The organism is Frigidibacter sp. (genome assembly GCF_030695035.1).
In the GTDB taxonomy this organism is placed as follows: domain Bacteria; phylum Pseudomonadota; class Alphaproteobacteria; order Rhodobacterales; family Rhodobacteraceae; genus Frigidibacter.
The window spans coordinates 1-15,598 of record NZ_JAUYTT010000014.1; the positions used below are offsets into that span (position 1 = coordinate 1).

Annotated in this window: 14 protein-coding genes; 11 read left to right on the plus strand and 3 right to left on the minus strand. The window is 65.0% G+C overall.

The window, feature by feature from the left end:
- Positions 1-123 precede the first annotated feature (123 nt).
- On the minus strand, positions 124-957 hold the full coding sequence (locus Q8S30_RS14015; protein ID WP_305666905.1) for a prephenate dehydratase: 834 nt from the start codon (positions 955-957) through the stop codon (positions 124-126).
- A 156-nt stretch (positions 958-1,113) separates the two neighbouring features.
- Between Q8S30_RS14015 and Q8S30_RS14020 the strand changes: the two genes are divergently transcribed.
- The 6 genes from Q8S30_RS14020 to Q8S30_RS14045 all read left to right on the plus strand — a co-directional run bounded on the left by Q8S30_RS14020 (position 1,114) and on the right by Q8S30_RS14045 (position 8,781).
- Positions 1,114-1,647 (plus strand): cytochrome c family protein, encoded by a 534-nt coding sequence (locus Q8S30_RS14020; RefSeq protein ID WP_305666648.1) that lies wholly within the window; start codon positions 1,114-1,116, stop codon positions 1,645-1,647.
- A 173-nt stretch (positions 1,648-1,820) separates the two neighbouring features.
- Positions 1,821-3,728: an extracellular solute-binding protein gene (locus tag Q8S30_RS14025; protein ID WP_305666649.1), complete on the plus strand. Its 1,908-nt coding sequence runs from the start codon at positions 1,821-1,823 to the stop codon at positions 3,726-3,728.
- A gap of 28 nt (positions 3,729-3,756) precedes the next feature.
- A complete protein-coding gene (locus Q8S30_RS14030; protein WP_305666650.1) occupies positions 3,757-4,839 on the plus strand; it encodes a microcin C ABC transporter permease YejB in 1,083 nt (360 codons plus the stop codon).
- Positions 4,839-5,942: an ABC transporter permease gene (locus tag Q8S30_RS14035; RefSeq protein ID WP_305666651.1), complete on the plus strand. Its 1,104-nt coding sequence runs from the start codon at positions 4,839-4,841 to the stop codon at positions 5,940-5,942. The genes Q8S30_RS14030 and Q8S30_RS14035 overlap by 1 nt, the downstream gene beginning before the upstream one ends.
- Entirely contained in the window at positions 5,939-7,552 is a 1,614-nt protein-coding gene (locus Q8S30_RS14040; RefSeq protein ID WP_305666652.1) for an ABC transporter ATP-binding protein, read from the plus strand. The genes Q8S30_RS14035 and Q8S30_RS14040 overlap by 4 nt, the downstream gene beginning before the upstream one ends.
- On the plus strand, positions 7,552-8,781 hold the full coding sequence (locus Q8S30_RS14045) for a glycosyltransferase (RefSeq protein WP_305666653.1): 1,230 nt from the start codon (positions 7,552-7,554) through the stop codon (positions 8,779-8,781). The genes Q8S30_RS14040 and Q8S30_RS14045 overlap by 1 nt, the downstream gene beginning before the upstream one ends.
- Here Q8S30_RS14045 and hemN read toward each other — a convergent pair whose 3' ends face one another.
- The gene (gene hemN / locus Q8S30_RS14050; RefSeq protein WP_305666654.1) at positions 8,782-10,137 is read right to left on the minus strand and encodes an oxygen-independent coproporphyrinogen III oxidase; all 1,356 of its coding nucleotides are present in this window, start codon (positions 10,135-10,137) and stop codon (positions 8,782-8,784) included.
- 59 nt (positions 10,138-10,196) lie between these two features.
- On the opposite strand from hemN, the gene fnrL reads away from it, so the two are divergent.
- Positions 10,197-10,943 carry a transcriptional regulator FnrL gene (fnrL, locus tag Q8S30_RS14055; protein ID WP_305666655.1) on the plus strand — a complete coding sequence of 249 codons (747 nt, stop codon included), beginning with the start codon at positions 10,197-10,199 and terminating at the stop codon, positions 10,941-10,943.
- Between the two features lie 53 nt (positions 10,944-10,996).
- Here the strand turns inward: fnrL and Q8S30_RS14060 are convergent, their stop codons facing one another.
- Positions 10,997-11,836, minus strand: coding sequence for a universal stress protein (locus Q8S30_RS14060; protein ID WP_305666656.1), 840 nt, complete (start codon positions 11,834-11,836; stop codon positions 10,997-10,999).
- Between the two features lie 210 nt (positions 11,837-12,046).
- Between Q8S30_RS14060 and ccoN the strand changes: the two genes are divergently transcribed.
- The 4 genes from ccoN to ccoP are packed head-to-tail and all read left to right on the plus strand — an operon-like array spanning position 12,047 to position 15,504.
- Positions 12,047-13,648, plus strand: coding sequence for a cytochrome-c oxidase, cbb3-type subunit I (gene ccoN / locus Q8S30_RS14065; RefSeq protein ID WP_305666657.1), 1,602 nt, complete (start codon positions 12,047-12,049; stop codon positions 13,646-13,648).
- A gap of 15 nt (positions 13,649-13,663) precedes the next feature.
- Positions 13,664-14,389, plus strand: coding sequence for a cytochrome-c oxidase, cbb3-type subunit II (gene ccoO, locus Q8S30_RS14070; RefSeq protein ID WP_305666658.1), 726 nt, complete (start codon positions 13,664-13,666; stop codon positions 14,387-14,389).
- 9 nt (positions 14,390-14,398) lie between these two features.
- Positions 14,399-14,638: a cbb3-type cytochrome c oxidase subunit 3 gene (locus tag Q8S30_RS14075; protein WP_305666659.1), complete on the plus strand. Its 240-nt coding sequence runs from the start codon at positions 14,399-14,401 to the stop codon at positions 14,636-14,638.
- Positions 14,635-15,504, plus strand: a complete 870-nt coding sequence (ccoP, locus tag Q8S30_RS14080) for a cytochrome-c oxidase, cbb3-type subunit III (RefSeq protein WP_305666660.1) — start codon at positions 14,635-14,637, stop codon at positions 15,502-15,504. The genes Q8S30_RS14075 and ccoP overlap by 4 nt, the downstream gene beginning before the upstream one ends.
- Positions 15,505-15,598 lie beyond the last annotated feature (94 nt).

Here is a 15,598-nt window from a genome sequence, read left to right on the forward strand (position 1 = left end):
GGGTGCCAGACGCAGGGGGGCCTTCTGCCCCGTATTTTCTAATAATAAGCGGGGGGCCTTGTGCCCCCCGCGCCCCCCGAGGATATTTGGAAAAGGCAAAGGAGAGGGGGCGCGGCGCCGGGGTCAGCGGCGGCGCGGGTCGGCGGGGTAGACACCGAGCAGCGCCATGGACGAGGTGAAGTAGCGCAGCTCTTCGAGCGCGAGCTGCACGTTGCGGTCATCGGGGTGGCCTTCGATATCGGCGTAGAACTGGGTGGCGGTGAAATTGCCGTCGACCATGTAGCTTTCCAGCTTGGTCATGTTGACGCCATTGGTCGCGAAGCCGCCCATCGCCTTGTAGAGCGCGGCGGGGATGTTGCGGACGCGGAAGACGAAGGTAGTCATCATCATGCCGGTGCCGCGGCGCTTCAGGTCCGGCTCGCGCGACATCACCAGAAACCGGGTGGTGTTGTTCTGCTTGTCCTCGATATGGCGGGCCAGCACGTCGAGCCCGTAGATCTCGCCTGCCAGTTCCGAGGCGAGGGCGGCGGTTTTGGGATCGCCCGCATCGGCGACCTGCCGGGCAGAGCCCGCGGTATCGGCGCCGGCGATGGCGTGCAGGTTGTGCTCGCGCAGGAAGCCGCGGCACTGGCCAAGAAGCACGGTATGGCTCATCGCGTTTTCGATCTGCGAGAGCGGGGTGCCGGGAATCGCCAGCAGGTTGATATGCACCCGGACGAAGGCTTCCTCGATGATATGCAGCCCGCTTTCGGGCAGAAGGTGGTGGATGTCGGCCACCCGGCCATAGGTGGAGTTTTCCACTGGCAGCATCGCCAGATCGGCCTCACCCTTGCGGACCGCCTCGATTGCATCCTCGAAGGTGCGGCAGGGCAGCGCCTCCATATTGGGGCGGGCTTCGCGGCAGGCCTGGTGCGAATAGGCGCCAGGTTCACCCTGAAAGGCGATGCGGCCCTGGATCTGCGAGGGATGGGCGGTGGGCATCGGGCGGCTCCTTCTTCCGTCGCCCCGCGGTCACAGGGCCGGGAGGAGCGTGTGAGGCGACAAGTAAACCTTGAAAACCGGCAAGGGAAGCGGATACATACCCCGAGCGAATAGCCAGCACCGAGGCCCGACATGTTCGACACGATGACTCTGACCAAGGCCGGCGGCGCGCTGTGCGGCTCTCTGCTGATCCTGCTGCTGGGCAACTGGGCAGCCGAAGGCCTGTATCACACCGGCCCCTCCGGGCATGGCGGCGATGGTGAGCTGACGCAAGCCTATGCCATCGACACCGGCGCCGATGATGCGGCCGGCGAGGAAGTGGCCGACGCCGGCCCGCCCTTCGCCGAGGTCTATGCCGCCGCCGATGCAGCCGCGGGCGAGCGGGTGTTCGGCAAGTGCAAGGCCTGCCACAAGCTGGACGGCGCCAATGGCGTTGGCCCGCATCTGGACGGCGTCGTGGATCGCGCGATCGCCGGGGTCGAGGGCTTTGCCTATTCCGACGCGCTGGCCGGAATGTCCGCCGAAGCCTGGACGCCCGAGCATATGGAAGCCTTCCTGGCCAGCCCGAAGGGCTATGCGCCGGGCACCAAGATGAGCTTTGCCGGCCTGCCCAAGGTGGAAGACCGCGCCAACGTGATCGCCTATCTGGCCACCATCGGCGGCTGACAGCTCTATCAGACTCAGGATTGAAGGCCGCCCCGGCAACGGTGGCGGCCTTTTTCATGGGCGTTGCGGCTGCCTCACGCAATCGCAACTTGAAGCGCGGCCAGCGCGCGCTTTACTTTTGGGGACCGAAGAACGCAGACCGCCCAAGGCGGCACAGCAGGGGTGAACGGATGATGGCAGCTTGGACGGGCGGACACGGCGCAGCGGTTGGCCGCAAGGGCAGGGCCCGTTTGGGCGGGATGCTGTTGCTGGGGGCGCTGGTTGGCTGGGCCGGGATCGCGACGCTGGCCGGGGCGCAGGAGGCTGCTACCAAGACCACCGTCGCGCATGGGGTTTCCACCTTCGGCGACCTGAAATACCCGGCCGACTTTCCGCATCTGGACTATGTGAACCCCGATGCGCCGAAGGGCGGCGAGATCTCGGAATGGACGATGGGGGGGTTTGACAGCTTCAACCCCTACACGATCAAGGGCCGGGCGGCGGCGCTGTCCTCGGCCATGCACGAATCCCTGCTGGCCGGCACTGCGGATGAGATCGGGGCGGCCTATTGCCTGCTGTGCGAGACGCTGGAATATCCCGAGGATCGCAGCTGGGTCATCTTCACCCTGCGACCCGAGGCGAAGTTTTCCGATGGCACGCCGGTCACGGCAGAAGACGTGCGGTTTTCCCATGACATCATGCTAACCCAAGGGTTGACCAGTTTCCGCGCCGTCATCAGCCAGATGATCGAGAGCGTCGAGGTGCTGGATGACCGGCGCATCCGCTTCACCTTCAAGCCCGATTACCCCAAGCGCGACCTGTTGCAGGCGGCCGGCGGGCTGCCGGTGCTATCGAAGCAGGATTTCGAGGCGAAGGGCCGCAATCTGGCCGAAAGCAGCATGGATCCGTTCCTTGGCTCTGGGCCCTACGTGTTCGACAGCATGGATGTCGGGCGCCGGGTGGTGTGGAAGCGCAACCCCGACTACTGGGGCAAGGACCTGCCGATCAATATCGGCCGGCACAATTTCGACCGCATCCGCATCGAATATTTCGGCGACTATCAGGCGGCGTTCGAGGGGTTCAAGGCCGGCGCCTATACCTTCCGCAACGAGGCGTCGTCGCTGATCTGGGCGACGGGCTACAACTTTCCCTCACTGGAAAAGGGCTGGGTAGTGAAGCGCGAGCTGCCGGATGGCAATATCGCCAACGGTCAGGCCTTCGTGCTGAACCTGCGGCGCGAGAAATTCGCAGACCCCCGCGTGCGCGAGGCGATCGGGCTGATGTTCAACTTCGAATGGTCGAACGACTCGCTGTTCTACGGGCTCTATGACCGGGTCGAGAGCTTTTGGGAGAACAGCGAGCTGGAGGCGACGGGCATGCCATCGCCCGAAGAGCTGGCGCTGCTGGAGCCGCTCGCGGCGGATCTGCCGCCCGGCGTGCTGACCGATGAGGCGGCGATGGCTCCGACCTCTGGCGCGACGCAGTTGGACAGGGCGAACCTGCGGGCCGCGGCGGCGCTGCTGGACGAGGCGGGCTGGCCTGCGGGCAGCGATGGGATGCGGCGCAACGCCGCGGGCGAGGTGCTGCGGGTGGAGCTGCTGAACGACAGCCAGACCTTTGACCGGGTAATGAACCCCTATGTCGAGAACCTGCGCCGGTTGGGCATCGATGCTATGCTGACCCGCGTCGATGATGCGCAGATGACCAACCGCGAACGCAGCCACGACTTCGACATGATCACCAAGCACCTGGGGCAGGACTATATCCCGGGCGCCGGGCTGCAGCAGTATTTCGGGTCAGGCTCCACCGATGATGTGTTCAACGCGATGGGGCTGCAATCGCCTGCCGTGGACAGCCTGATCGCCACCATCGAGGGCGCGGATACCCGCGAGGAGATGACCGTGGCGGTGCGGGCGCTGGACCGGGTGCTGCGGGCGGAACGGTTCTGGGTGCCGCAATGGTACAAGGCCGCCCATACCGTCGCCTATTTCGACATGTACGAGCATCCCGATCCGCTGCCGCCCTACGCACTGGGCGAGATGGACTTCTGGTGGTACAACGCCGAAAAGGCCGAAAACCTGAAGGCGGCAGGCGCCTTCTGAGGGGCCGATAAAGGGGCAGGTTCACCACATGGGCGCCTATATCCTGCGGCGGTTGCTGCTGATGATCCCGACGTTGATCGGGATCATGATCATCAACTTTGCGCTGACTCAATTCGTGCCCGGCGGGCCGATCGAACAGGTTCTGGCCCGGATCGAGGGCGAGGGCGACGTATTTCGCAACATCTCGGGCGGCGGGGATGCCGGCCAGATGCAGGCGGTGGGCGATGAGCGCTATTCCGGCGCGCGCGGCCTTCCGCCGGAGTTCATCGCCGAGCTGGAAAAGCAGTTCGGCTTCGACAAGCCGCCCTTGGAGCGGTTCCTGACGATGATGGGCGGCTATCTGCGCTTCGATTTTGGTGAGAGCTATTTCCGGTCGATCTCGGTGGTGGATCTGGTGATCGAGAAGATGCCGGTGTCGATCACGCTGGGGCTGTGGTCGACGCTGATCGCCTACATGATCTCCATCCCGCTTGGCATCCGCAAGGCGGTGAAGGATGGTACGCCCTTTGATACATGGACCTCGGGCGCCGTTATCGTGGCCTATGCGATCCCCGGCTTCCTGTTCGCGGTGCTGCTGATCGTGCTGTTCGCGGGCGGCAGCTATTGGCGGATCTTCCCGCTGCGGGGGCTGACATCCGACAACTTCGAGGATCTGACGCTGATCGGCAAGGCGCTGGACTATCTGTGGCACATCGCGCTGCCGGTGCTGTCCACCACCATCGCCAGCTTTGCCACGCTGACGCTGCTGACCAAGAACAGCTTTCTGGATGAGATCAACAAGCAGTATGTGATGACCGCCCGCGCCAAGGGCCTGACCGAGGGCCGGGTGCTCTATGGCCACGTCTTCCGCAATGCGATGCTGATCGTGATCGCCGGGTTTCCGGGGCTGTTCCTGGGCGTGTTCTTCGGATCGTCGCTGCTGATCGAGACGATCTTCTCGCTCGATGGCCTTGGGCGGCTGGGATATGAGGCGGCGGTGGCGCGGGATTATCCGGTGGTGTTCGGCACACTCTATGTCTTCGGGCTGGTGGGGCTGCTGGTCGGGATCCTGTCGGACCTGATGTATGTCTTCGTCGACCCGCGGATCGATTTTGAGCGGAGGGCTGGCTGATGGCCCTCTCGCCGCTCAACGCCCGGCGCTGGCGCAACTTCAAGGCCAACCGCCGGTCCTTCTGGTCGCTGTGGATTTTCCTCGTGCTGTTCGGCCTGTCGCTGGTGGCCGAGTTCATCGCCAATGACAAACCCATCGTGGTGCGCTACCGGGGCGAGACCTTCTTCCCGATCTACCAGTTCTACCCGGAAACGGCATTCGGCGGCGATTTCCGCACCGAGGCGATCTATAAAGACCCGGCGGTGCAATGCCTGATCAAGACCGGCGGGCTGCTGGAATGCTGGGACGATCCAGAGGCGACGTTGGAAGATGCCGTCGATGGCGATGTGGCGGGGCAGGCGGTGGAGGCCGGCTGGATGCTGTGGCCGATCGTGCCCTACAGCTACAACACCATCAACAATGTCGGCAACGCGCCCTCGGCCCCCGATGCGAACCACTGGCTGGGCACGGATGACACCGCGCGCGACGTGCTGGCGCGGGTGATCTACGGGTTCCGGCTGTCGATCCTTTTCACGCTGATCGTCACCGGTGCTTCGGCCGTGATCGGCATCGCGGCGGGGGCGGTGCAGGGCTATTTCGGCGGCTGGGTGGACCTGATCTTCCAGCGGGTGCTGGAGATCTGGAGCTCGACCCCTTCGCTTTACGTCATAATCATCCTCTTTGCGATTGTGGGGCGCAGCTTCGGGCTGCTGGTCTTCGTGTCGATCCTGTTCGGCTGGCCGGCGCTGGTTGGCGTGGTGCGGGCCGAATTCCTGCGGGCGCGGAACTTCGAGTATGTGCGCGCGGCGCGGGCGCTTGGGGTGCGTGACCGTACCATCATGTTCCGCCATATCCTGCCCAATGCCATGGTGGCGACGCTGACCATGCTGCCGTTTCTGGTGACGGCGAATATCGGCGGGCTGGCGGCGCTGGACTTCCTTGGCTACGGGCTGCCAGCGTCGCTGCCCTCGCTGGGGGAGCTGTCCTTGCAGGGCAAGTCGAACCTGCATGCGCCCTGGCTGGGCTTCTCGGCCTTCTTCACCTTCGCGATCATGCTGTCGCTGCTGGTGTTCATCTTCGAGGGTGTCCGCGACGCCTTTGACCCGCGAAAGACCTTTGCATGACCGTTGTTCTGGATGTGCAGGATCTGCGCGTGGCCTTCCGGCAGGATGGCAAGCTGATCGAGGCGGTGAAGGGCGTGTCCTTCACCGTGTCGAAGGGCGAGACGGTGGCGCTGGTCGGGGAAAGCGGCTCGGGGAAATCGGTCACGGCGCTGTCGACCGTATCGCTGCTTGGTGGCAATGCCGAAGTGTCCGGCAGCATCAATTACCTTGGCCAGCAGATGGTCGGTGCGGCCGAGCCCCTGCTGCGCAAGGTGCGCGGCAACGATATCAGCTTCATCTTCCAAGAACCGATGACCAGCCTGAACCCGCTGCACACGCTGGAAAAGCAGCTGGCCGAAAGCCTTGCGCTGCATCAGGGGCTGCAGGGCAAGGCGGCACGGGCGCGGATCATCGAGCTGCTGACCAAGGTCGGCATCGACGCGCCCGAAAGCCGACTGGCCGACTACCCGCACCAGCTGTCAGGCGGGCAGCGGCAGCGGGTGATGATCGCGATGGCGCTGGCGAACGGGCCGGAGCTGCTGATCGCGGATGAACCGACGACGGCGCTCGACGTGACCATCCAGGCGCAGATCCTCGATCTGCTGGCCGATCTGAAGCGCGCCGAGGGGATGAGCCTGCTGTTCATCAGCCATGACCTTGGCATTGTGCGCCGCATCGCCGACCGCGTCTGCGTGATGCAGGGCGGCGAGATTGTCGAGCAGGGGCCGGTTGAGGAGATCTTCGCCAATCCGCAGCACCCCTATACCCGCAAGCTGCTGGCGGCCGAGCCGCAGGGCCGCCCCGATCCGGTGCCCGAGGGCGCGGCAGAGCTGGTGCGGACCGAACATCTGAAGGTGTGGTTCCCGGTCCAGCGCGGGCTGATGCGCCGGGTGGTGGGTCATGTGAAGGCGGTGAACGATGCCAGCCTGTCGGTGCGGGCCGGCGAGACGCTGGGGATCGTCGGCGAAAGCGGGTCGGGCAAGACCACGCTGGCGCTGGCGGTGATGCGGCTGATCGCGTCGGAAGGGCCCATTGTCTATGCCGGGCAGGACATATCCGGCTGGCAATCGCGTCAGTTGCGCGCCCTGCGCCGCGACATGCAGATCGTGTTCCAGGATCCGTTCGGCAGCCTGTCGCCGCGGATGACGGCCGAGCAGATCATCGCCGAGGGGCTTGGCGTTCACGGCGTGGAGCCCGGCCGCAACCGGCGCGAGATGGTGGCCGAGATCATGGCCGAGGTCGGGCTCGATCCCGCGGCGATGTCGCGTTACCCGCATGAGTTTTCCGGCGGCCAGCGCCAGCGCATCGCCATTGCCCGCGCGATGATCCTGCGCCCGAAACTGGTGGTGCTGGACGAGCCGACAAGTGCGCTCGACATGACGGTGCAGGTGCAGATCGTGGACCTGCTGCGCGATCTGCAGCGGCGGCATGGCCTCGCCTATCTGTTCATCAGCCACGATCTGCGGGTTGTGCGCGCGGTCAGCCACAAGGTGATGGTGATGAAGCGCGGCGATGTGGTCGAGGCGGGACTGGCGGCGGACCTGTTCCGCGCGCCGCAGCACCCCTATACGCGCGAGCTGTTCGCGGCCGCCTTTGGCCATGCCGCCCCGGTCGTCGCTGACGCCCCCTGATGCGCATATTGCTGGTCCATCAGAACTTTCCGGCGCAGTTCCTGCGGCTGGCACCGGCGCTGCGCGCGCGGGGCCATGAGGTGCTGGCGCTGACCGGCGAGGGGAACCAGCGCCCCTCTCCGGTCCGGGTTGTGCAGTATCCCTGGGACATGGCGGCGGAGGCGCGGGTCAAGGGGCCGACCGCCACCTACCAAAAGGCCGTGGCGCGGGGCATGGCAACAGCACGGGTTGCGGCGGCGCTGCGGGGCAGGCATGGCTATGTCCCGGACGTGATCCTCGGCCATAGCGGCTGGGGCGAGACGCTGTATCTGCGCGAGGTCTGGCCCGAGGCGCGGCAGTTGGCTTATGCAGAGTTCATGTATGGCACACGCGGGCTCGACACCGATTTCGACCCCGAGTTCCGGCAGGACACGCTTGAGGCGCGGATGACCACCCTGACGCGGCGGGCCCACATGACGCAGGCCCTGGTCGATTGCGACGCGGCGGTTGCGCCGACCAGATGGCAGGCCTCGACCTTTCCGCCGGGCCTGCGCGACAAGATCAGCGTCATCCATGACGGGCTCGACACGGCCCGCGTCTGCCCGGACCCCGCGGCGCGGCTGGAGATCCCCGAGGCTGGGCTGGTGCTGCGCCCCGGCGACGAGGTGCTGAGCTATGTCTCGCGCAGCCTCGAACCCTATCGGGGCATCCACGTGTTCCTGCGCGCGCTGCCCGAGGTGCTGGCGGCACGCCCCAAGGCGCGGGTTGTGATCATCGGCGATGAGGGCCAGAGCTATGGCACGCGGCCGCCATGTGGCACCAGCTGGAAGCAGCGTCTGCTGGCAGAGGTTGATGGGCGGCTTGATCTGTCGCGGGTGCATTTCCTTGGACGCGTGCCCTATCCGCGCTTTCTGGCGCTGTTGCAGGTGACGCGGGTGCATGCCTATCTGACCTATCCCTTCGTGCTCAGCTGGTCGCTGATCGAGGCGATGGCAGCGGGCGCGGTGATCGTCGCCTCGCGCACCCCGCCGGTCGAAGAAGTGCTTGTGGATGGCACCACCGCCCGGCTGGTGGAGTTTTTCGACGTGTCGGGCTGGTCGGCCGCGCTGACATCGGCGCTGGCGGAACCCGGCGGTCATGCGCATCTGGGCAGGGCAGCGCGCGCCGAAGCCGTTGCGGGCTATGACCTTGAACGCATCTGCCTGCCGCAGCTGCTGCGCTTTGTCGAGGCGGGTGGCAGCACGGCCTGATCAGATGGCCGAGCTGTGCTTGGACTTCGTCAGATCGTAGGCGTCGAACACCCGCGCGATCATCCGGGTCAGCGGCCGCGCGCGTTCCGGGATGAACAGGCCGGCGGGCGAGATCTCCACCATCTCGCCAAAGGCCGCCTGTGCGGCGGCGAACAGCGCCGAAAGCTGCGCCGGGGTGGCATTCCAGTCGCGGATCATCTCTTCGGCGTCGATGCGGAAGTCGCACATCACCGCCTCGATCATGCGCGAGCGCAGCAGGTCCTCGCCCTGGAACACATGGCCGCGATGGGTCGAGAATTTGCCGTCGCGGATTGCACGGGTATGCTCTGACGTCGAGGAGGCGTTCTGCGCGAAGCCCTGCGGGAAGCGCGAGATGGACGAGGCGCCCATACCCACCAGCACCGGCGCCAGATCGTCGGTGTACCCCTGGAAGTTGCGGCGCAGGGTGCCGGCCTTCGCGGCCCGCGCCAGCCCATCGGTCGGTCGGGCGAAGTGGTCGATGCCGATCTCGTCATAGCCGTCCCAGACGAACAGCTTGCGGGCGGTTTCGAACAGCTGCAGCCGCTCTTCGGGCGTGGGCAGCGTATCCGACGGGATCATCTGCTGGCGCCGCGCCATCCAGGGCACATGCGCATAGCCGTAAAGCGCCACCCGGTCCGGCACCAGCGACAGCAGCATCTGCACCGATTGCGCGATCTTGGCCGGCGTCTGGTGCGGCAGGCCATAGAGGATGTCAGCGTTCAGCGAGGCCACGCCGCGGTCGCGGATCATGTCCACGGCGCGCTTGGTTTCCTCATAGCTCTGCTCGCGGCCGATGACCTTCTGGATCGCGGGATCGAAATCCTGCACCCCGATCGAGGCGCGGTTCATGCCGGCAGCGGCAAGCGCGTCAAGGCGGGCCTCGTCAATCTCGTTCGGGTCGATCTCGACCGAGAATTCGGCGCCGGGGCCCATTGGCACCGCGTCGAACACCGCGCCGGCGATGCGGGTCATCATGTCGGCGGGCATCAGCGTCGGCGTGCCGCCCCCCCAATGCAGGCGCGAGAGCGTGACCCCGGGCGCCAGCTTGCTTTTCAGCAGCGCAAGTTCAGCCAGCAGCACATCGGCATAGGCGCGCACCGGATCGTCGGATTGCGTGCCTTGCGTCCGACATGCGCAGAACCAGCACAGGCGCCGACAGAACGGCACATGCATGTAAAGCGAGATCGAGGATCCTGCGGGGATTGCCTCGATCCAGGCGGTGAACTGGTCCGGTCCGACTGACGCAGAAAAATGCGGTGCCGTAGGGTAGCTTGTATACCGCGGGACGCGCGCGTCAAAAAGACCGAGCCGCATGAGTTGCGATTCTGTTTCCATGGGCTTAGGGTTACGGATACACGCGCGGCAAAACCTTGACCCAAATCAAAAGCACCCAGATGTCCATTCAGGATGCGCATAACATTTCCCTTCAATGTGGAGCCTGTCCGATCCGCCACCGCGCCGTCTGTGCGCGGTGCGAAACGGATGAATTGCTGCTGCTGGAAGAGATCAAGTATTACCGCAGCTTCGAGGCTGGGCAGACCGTGGCCTGGGCCGGAGACAAGATGGATTTCGTCGCCTCGGTCGTGTCGGGCATCGCCACGCTGACCCAGACGATGGAAGACGGGCGCACCCAGATGGTCGGGCTGCTGCTTCCCTCGGATTTCGTGGGCCGGCCGGGGCGCGAGACGGCGGCCTATAACGTCACCGCCACCACCGATCTGCTGATGTGCTGCTTCCGCAAGCGCCCGTTCGAGGAGATGATGCTGCGCACTCCGCATGTCGCGCAGCGCCTGCTGGAAATGACGCTGGACGAGCTGGATGCGGCGCGCGAATGGATGCTGCTTCTGGGCCGCAAGACCGCGCGCGAGAAGATTGCCAGCCTTGTGGCTATCATCGCGCGGCGCGATGCCTCGCTGAAACTGCGCTCGCCGCAGGGGCGGATGGTGTTCGACCTGCCGCTGACCCGCGAGGCGATGGCCGACTATCTGGGGCTGACGCTGGAAACCGTCAGCCGCCAGATCTCGGCACTGAAGCGGGATGGCGTGATCGAACTGCAGGGCAAGCGCCATGTGACGATCCCCGATTTTGACTTGCTGCTGACCGAAGCGGGCGATGACAATGACGGCGGCTACCTGATCTAGGCGCCGCCGGTCTTGGTGTGCAAAAGGGCGGCCCTTGGGCCGCCCTTTGCGTTTTAGTGGGCCATGAACACCGGAACGTCGGTGCGTTCCAGCATGTTGCGGGTCGCGCCGCCCAGAATGGCCTCGCGGAAGCGCGAATGGCCATAGGCGCCCATCACCAGCAGGTCGGCATCGACGTCGCGGGCGTGGCGGCACAGAACATCCGATACCCGCGGCATGGTCTTGGCCAGCACCGACACCTCGGCCTTGACGCCGTGGCGGGCCAGCCATTGTGACAGCGGGCCACCGGGATCCGACCGTTCGGCGCCATGCGCCGGCGGGTCGATGACCACGATGTTCACCAGATCGGCGGCCTTCAGCAGCGGCATCGCCGCGCGGGCGGCGTTCAGCGCCTCGGTGCTCTGGTTCCAGGCCAGGATCACGCGGCTGCCGACGCGGGCCGACAGCCCGGTTTCGGGCAGCACCAGCACCGGCGCGCCGCCTTCGAACAGCGCGGCCTCGACGATGGCCTCGGCGTCCTGGGTCTGGCCCTCGCCATAGGGTTTGCGCTGAACGCACAGATCGGCAAAGCGCGCCCGCAGCGCCACCAGGCCGGCGAGGCCGCCCAGCTGTGCTACCGCGGCCTCGGCCGACCAGCGGATATCCTCGGCTGCCATGCGTTCGCGCACCGCGGCTTCGGCGGCCTCGGCGTCACGCTGCGCCCGCTCGATGGTCTCTTGATGGATGAAGGCGGTGGCGCCGGCATAGTAATAGCCAGTCTGGGTGCGGTCGATCCCAAGGCAGAAGATGTCCAGATGGGCATCCTCGCGCCGGGCGATATCCACTGCCGCGTTCAGCTGGGCCGCTGCGGCCTTGGCGTCGGTAACAATGGTCAGGATAGATTTATAGGCCATGCTGCGTCTCCCATGATGCTATTGTGCATGTCGCCGGGGCATTCTTACGCAGGCCGCCAGCGCAGCGCTTTGATGCGGATCAAGGCGGTCCATGCGAAGATTTGACACAGATCAAGGCATCTTATGGGCCCTCAGCCCAGAAGCACAACAGTCTAAAAGACAGCTGTCGGCATGAGTCGGCCGCCGGGAAAAGACGAAGGGACGCAAGGAATGTGGGATTACATCAAGCTGATCGCGCTTGGTGCTGTCGCGGTGCTGGCCGCGATTGCCGCCAATTATGCGCGTGATCTGCCCTACATGGTTAACGCACTGACTGTCATGCTGGCGGCTTCGGTGACGTTTCTGTGGGTGCTGCGGAGCATGGGCGACGCACGGCCGGTGCTGGCCAATGAATATAACGACGGCGTGATTCGCGCCGGCGTGATCGCAACGTCGCTCTGGGGCGTGGTGGGCTTTCTGGCAGGGACGTTCATCGCGTTCCAGCTTGCGTTCCCCGACCTCAACTTCGGCTTTGCCGAAGGATACATGAACTTCGGCAAGCTGCGGCCGCTGCACACCTCGGCGGTGATCTTCGCCTTCGGTGGCAACGCGCTGCTGATGTCCTCGTTCTACGTGGTGCAGCGCACCTCGGCGGCACGGCTGTGGGGCGGCAACCTCGCATGGTTCGTGTTCTGGGGGTACAACCTGTTCATCGTGCTGGCCGCGACCGGCTACATCCTCGGCGCCACGCAGTCCAAGGAATATGCCGAGCCGGAATGGTATGTGGATATCTGGCTCACCATTGTCTGGGTCGCCTATCTCGCCGTGTTCATGGGCACGCTGCTCAAGCGCCGCGAAAAGCACATCTACGTTGCCAACTGGTTCTACCTGTCCTTCATCGTGACCATCGCGATGCTGCATATCGTGAACAACCTCGCCATTCCGGTCTCCGTCTTCGGGTCCAAATCGGTGCAGCTGTTCGCCGGCGTGCAAGATGCGATGACCCAGTGGTGGTATGGCCATAACGCGGTGGGTTTCTTCCTGACCGCCGGCTTCCTGGGCATGATGTACTACTTCGTGCCGAAGCAGGCTGAACGTCCGGTGTTCAGCTACAAGCTGTCGATCATCCACTTCTGGGCGCTGATCTTCCTGTATATCTGGGCCGGTCCGCACCACCTGCACTACACCGCCCTGCCTGACTGGGCGGCGACGCTTGGCATGGTGTTCTCGATCATGCTGTGGATGCCCTCTTGGGGCGGCATGATCAACGGCCTGATGACGCTGTCGGGCGCCTGGGACAAGCTGCGCACCGACCCGATCATCCGCATGATGGTCGTCTCCATCGGCTTCTACGGCATGTCGACCTTCGAAGGCCCGATGATGTCGATCAAGGCGGTCAACAGCCTGTCGCACTACACCGACTGGACCATCGGCCACGTCCATTCCGGCGCCCTTGGCTGGAACGGCATGATCACCTTCGGCACGCTCTACTTCCTGGTACCGCGCCTGTGGAACCGCGAACGGCTGTACAGCCTGTCGCTTGTTTCCTGGCACTTCTGGCTGGCGACCATCGGCATCGTTCTCTACGCCTCGTCGATGTGGGTCACCGGGATCATGGAGGGCCTGATGTGGCGCGAAGTGGACAGCCAGGGCTTCCTCGTGAACGCCTTTGCCGACACGGTGTCCGCCAAATTCCCGATGTATGTGGTGCGCGGTCTGGGCGGGGTCCTCTACCTCGCGGGCGGTGTCATCATGGTCTACAACCTCTGGGCCACCGTTGCCAGACAGCCGGCCCGCTCGGCCAATGTCTCGGCCGCGGTTCCCGCTGAATAAGGGAGGCACAGAACCATGGCTTTTCTAGACAAACATGCGATCCTCGAGAAGAACGCCTCCCTGCTGATGGTCGGCTCGCTTCTGGTGGTGTCGATCGGCGGCATCGTCGAGATCGCACCGCTGTTCTACCTTGAGAACACCATCGAGAAGGTGGAAGGGGTTCGCCCCTACACCCCGCTGGAGCTGACCGGGCGCGACATCTACATCCGCGAAGGCTGCTATGTGTGCCACAGCCAGATGATCCGTCCGATGCGTGACGAGGTCGAACGCTATGGCCATTACAGCCTTGCGGCGGAATCGATGTACGACCATCCGTTCCAATGGGGATCAAAGCGGACGGGGCCTGACCTCGCCCGCGTCGGTGGCCGTTATTCCGACGAATGGCATGTCGATCACCTGACCGACCCGCAATCGGTGGTGCCGGAATCGGTGATGCCGAAATACGGCTTCCTGTCGAACCGTCTGATCGAGCCGACCTATATCGAAGACCTGTTGAGCACGCACCGCATGGTGGGTGTCCCCTACAGTTCCGAGATGATCGAGGCGGCGAAGGCCGACTTCGTGGCCCAGGCCGATCCGAACAGCGACTATGACGGGCTGCAGGAACGCTATCCGGGCGCCAAGGTGTCGAACTACGACGGGGCGCCCGGCGTGACAGAGATGGATGCGCTGATCGCCTATCTTCAGGTGTTGGGCACGATGGTCGACTTCTCGACCTTCACGCCTGACGCAAGCCGGTAGGGGGGCGTCATGAACTATCACATCCTTCGGGAGTTCGCCGACAGCTGGGCGCTTCTCGCGCTGACGCTGTTCTTTGTGGGTGTCGTGGTCTGGGCCTTCCGGCCCGGCAGCTCGAAGATCTACAAGGACACCGCCAACATCCCGTTCCGCAATGAAGACCGACCCGCCTGTGCCGGCACCTGCGCCGACTGCGGTTGCGACGGCACCGACAAGGCCAGCGGTGCCACGTTCAAGGAGGCGTGGAAATGACCAAGAGACCTGTGAAAGCCAAGGAAGAGGTCGGAACCACCGGCCATAGCTGGGATGGCATCGAGGAACTGAACAACCCGCTTCCGCGCTGGTGGCTCTGGACCTTCTATGCCTGCATCGTCTGGGCGCTGCTCTACACCATCGCCTATCCGGCCTGGCCGGGGCTGACCAAGGCGACCCCGGGCCTGCTGGGCCACTCGACCCGCGCCGATGTCGCGGCCGAGATCGGGCGCTTCGAGGCGGCGAATGCCCCCATCGAAGCCAAGCTGGTCGCCGCCGATCTGACCGCGATCAGCGCCGATCCGGAACTGGCCAACTACACCCAGAATGCCGGGGGCGCGGTCTTCCGCACATGGTGCGCGCAGTGCCACGGCTCGGGCGCGGCGGGCGCGGTGGGCTATCCGAACCTGCTGGACAACGACTGGCTGTGGGGTGGGGGGATCGAGGACATCCACCTGACCGTGACCCACGGCATCCGCAACAATGAGGACGGCGACGCCCGCTACTCGCAGATGCCGGCCTTCGGCACCGACGAGCTGCTGGAACCGGCGCAGATTGACGCGGTGGTCCAGCATGTGATGGCAATCTCGGGGCAAGAGCATGATGCGGCGCTTGCGACCGAGGGCGCGACGGTGTTCGCCGAAAACTGCGCGGCCTGCCACCTGGAAGACGGCACCGGCGACCGTGCCCAGGGCGCGCCGAACCTGACCGACGCGATCTGGCTCTATGGCGGCGATGTCGCCAGCCTGACCCAGACGGTGAACAATGCCCGCTTTGGCGTGATGCCGAACTGGAGCACCCGCCTTTCGGAAGCCGAAATCCGGGCCGTGGCCTCTTATGTGCACGGGCTGGGCGGCGGCGAATAAGCCCGCCGGCCAGAACGCAGATCTTTCGGGGGGCCTTCGGGCCCCCCGTCTGCATTTCGGACTTCGCATCCCGCGCGGGCCTGCTGCATCGTGC

Excerpts from the sequence above, each read along its gene's own strand:
- Q8S30_RS14020 (WP_305666648.1), top strand. The coding sequence starts at position 1,114 with ATGTTCGACACGATGACTCTGACCAAGGCCGGCGGCGCGCTGTGCGGC.
- Q8S30_RS14025 (WP_305666649.1), top strand. The coding sequence starts at position 1,821 with ATGGCAGCTTGGACGGGCGGACACGGCGCAGCGGTTGGCCGCAAGGGC.
- Q8S30_RS14030 (WP_305666650.1), top strand. The coding sequence starts at position 3,757 with ATGGGCGCCTATATCCTGCGGCGGTTGCTGCTGATGATCCCGACGTTG.
- Q8S30_RS14035 (WP_305666651.1), top strand. The coding sequence starts at position 4,839 with ATGGCCCTCTCGCCGCTCAACGCCCGGCGCTGGCGCAACTTCAAGGCC.
- Q8S30_RS14040 (WP_305666652.1), top strand. The coding sequence starts at position 5,939 with ATGACCGTTGTTCTGGATGTGCAGGATCTGCGCGTGGCCTTCCGGCAG.
- Q8S30_RS14045 (WP_305666653.1), top strand. The coding sequence starts at position 7,552 with ATGCGCATATTGCTGGTCCATCAGAACTTTCCGGCGCAGTTCCTGCGG.
- hemN (WP_305666654.1), bottom strand. The coding sequence starts at position 10,137 with ATGGAAACAGAATCGCAACTCATGCGGCTCGGTCTTTTTGACGCGCGC.
- fnrL (WP_305666655.1), top strand. The coding sequence starts at position 10,197 with ATGTCCATTCAGGATGCGCATAACATTTCCCTTCAATGTGGAGCCTGT.
- Q8S30_RS14060 (WP_305666656.1), bottom strand. The coding sequence starts at position 11,836 with ATGGCCTATAAATCTATCCTGACCATTGTTACCGACGCCAAGGCCGCA.
- ccoN (WP_305666657.1), top strand. The coding sequence starts at position 12,047 with ATGTGGGATTACATCAAGCTGATCGCGCTTGGTGCTGTCGCGGTGCTG.
- ccoO (WP_305666658.1), top strand. The coding sequence starts at position 13,664 with ATGGCTTTTCTAGACAAACATGCGATCCTCGAGAAGAACGCCTCCCTG.
- Q8S30_RS14075 (WP_305666659.1), top strand. The coding sequence starts at position 14,399 with ATGAACTATCACATCCTTCGGGAGTTCGCCGACAGCTGGGCGCTTCTC.
- ccoP (WP_305666660.1), top strand. The coding sequence starts at position 14,635 with ATGACCAAGAGACCTGTGAAAGCCAAGGAAGAGGTCGGAACCACCGGC.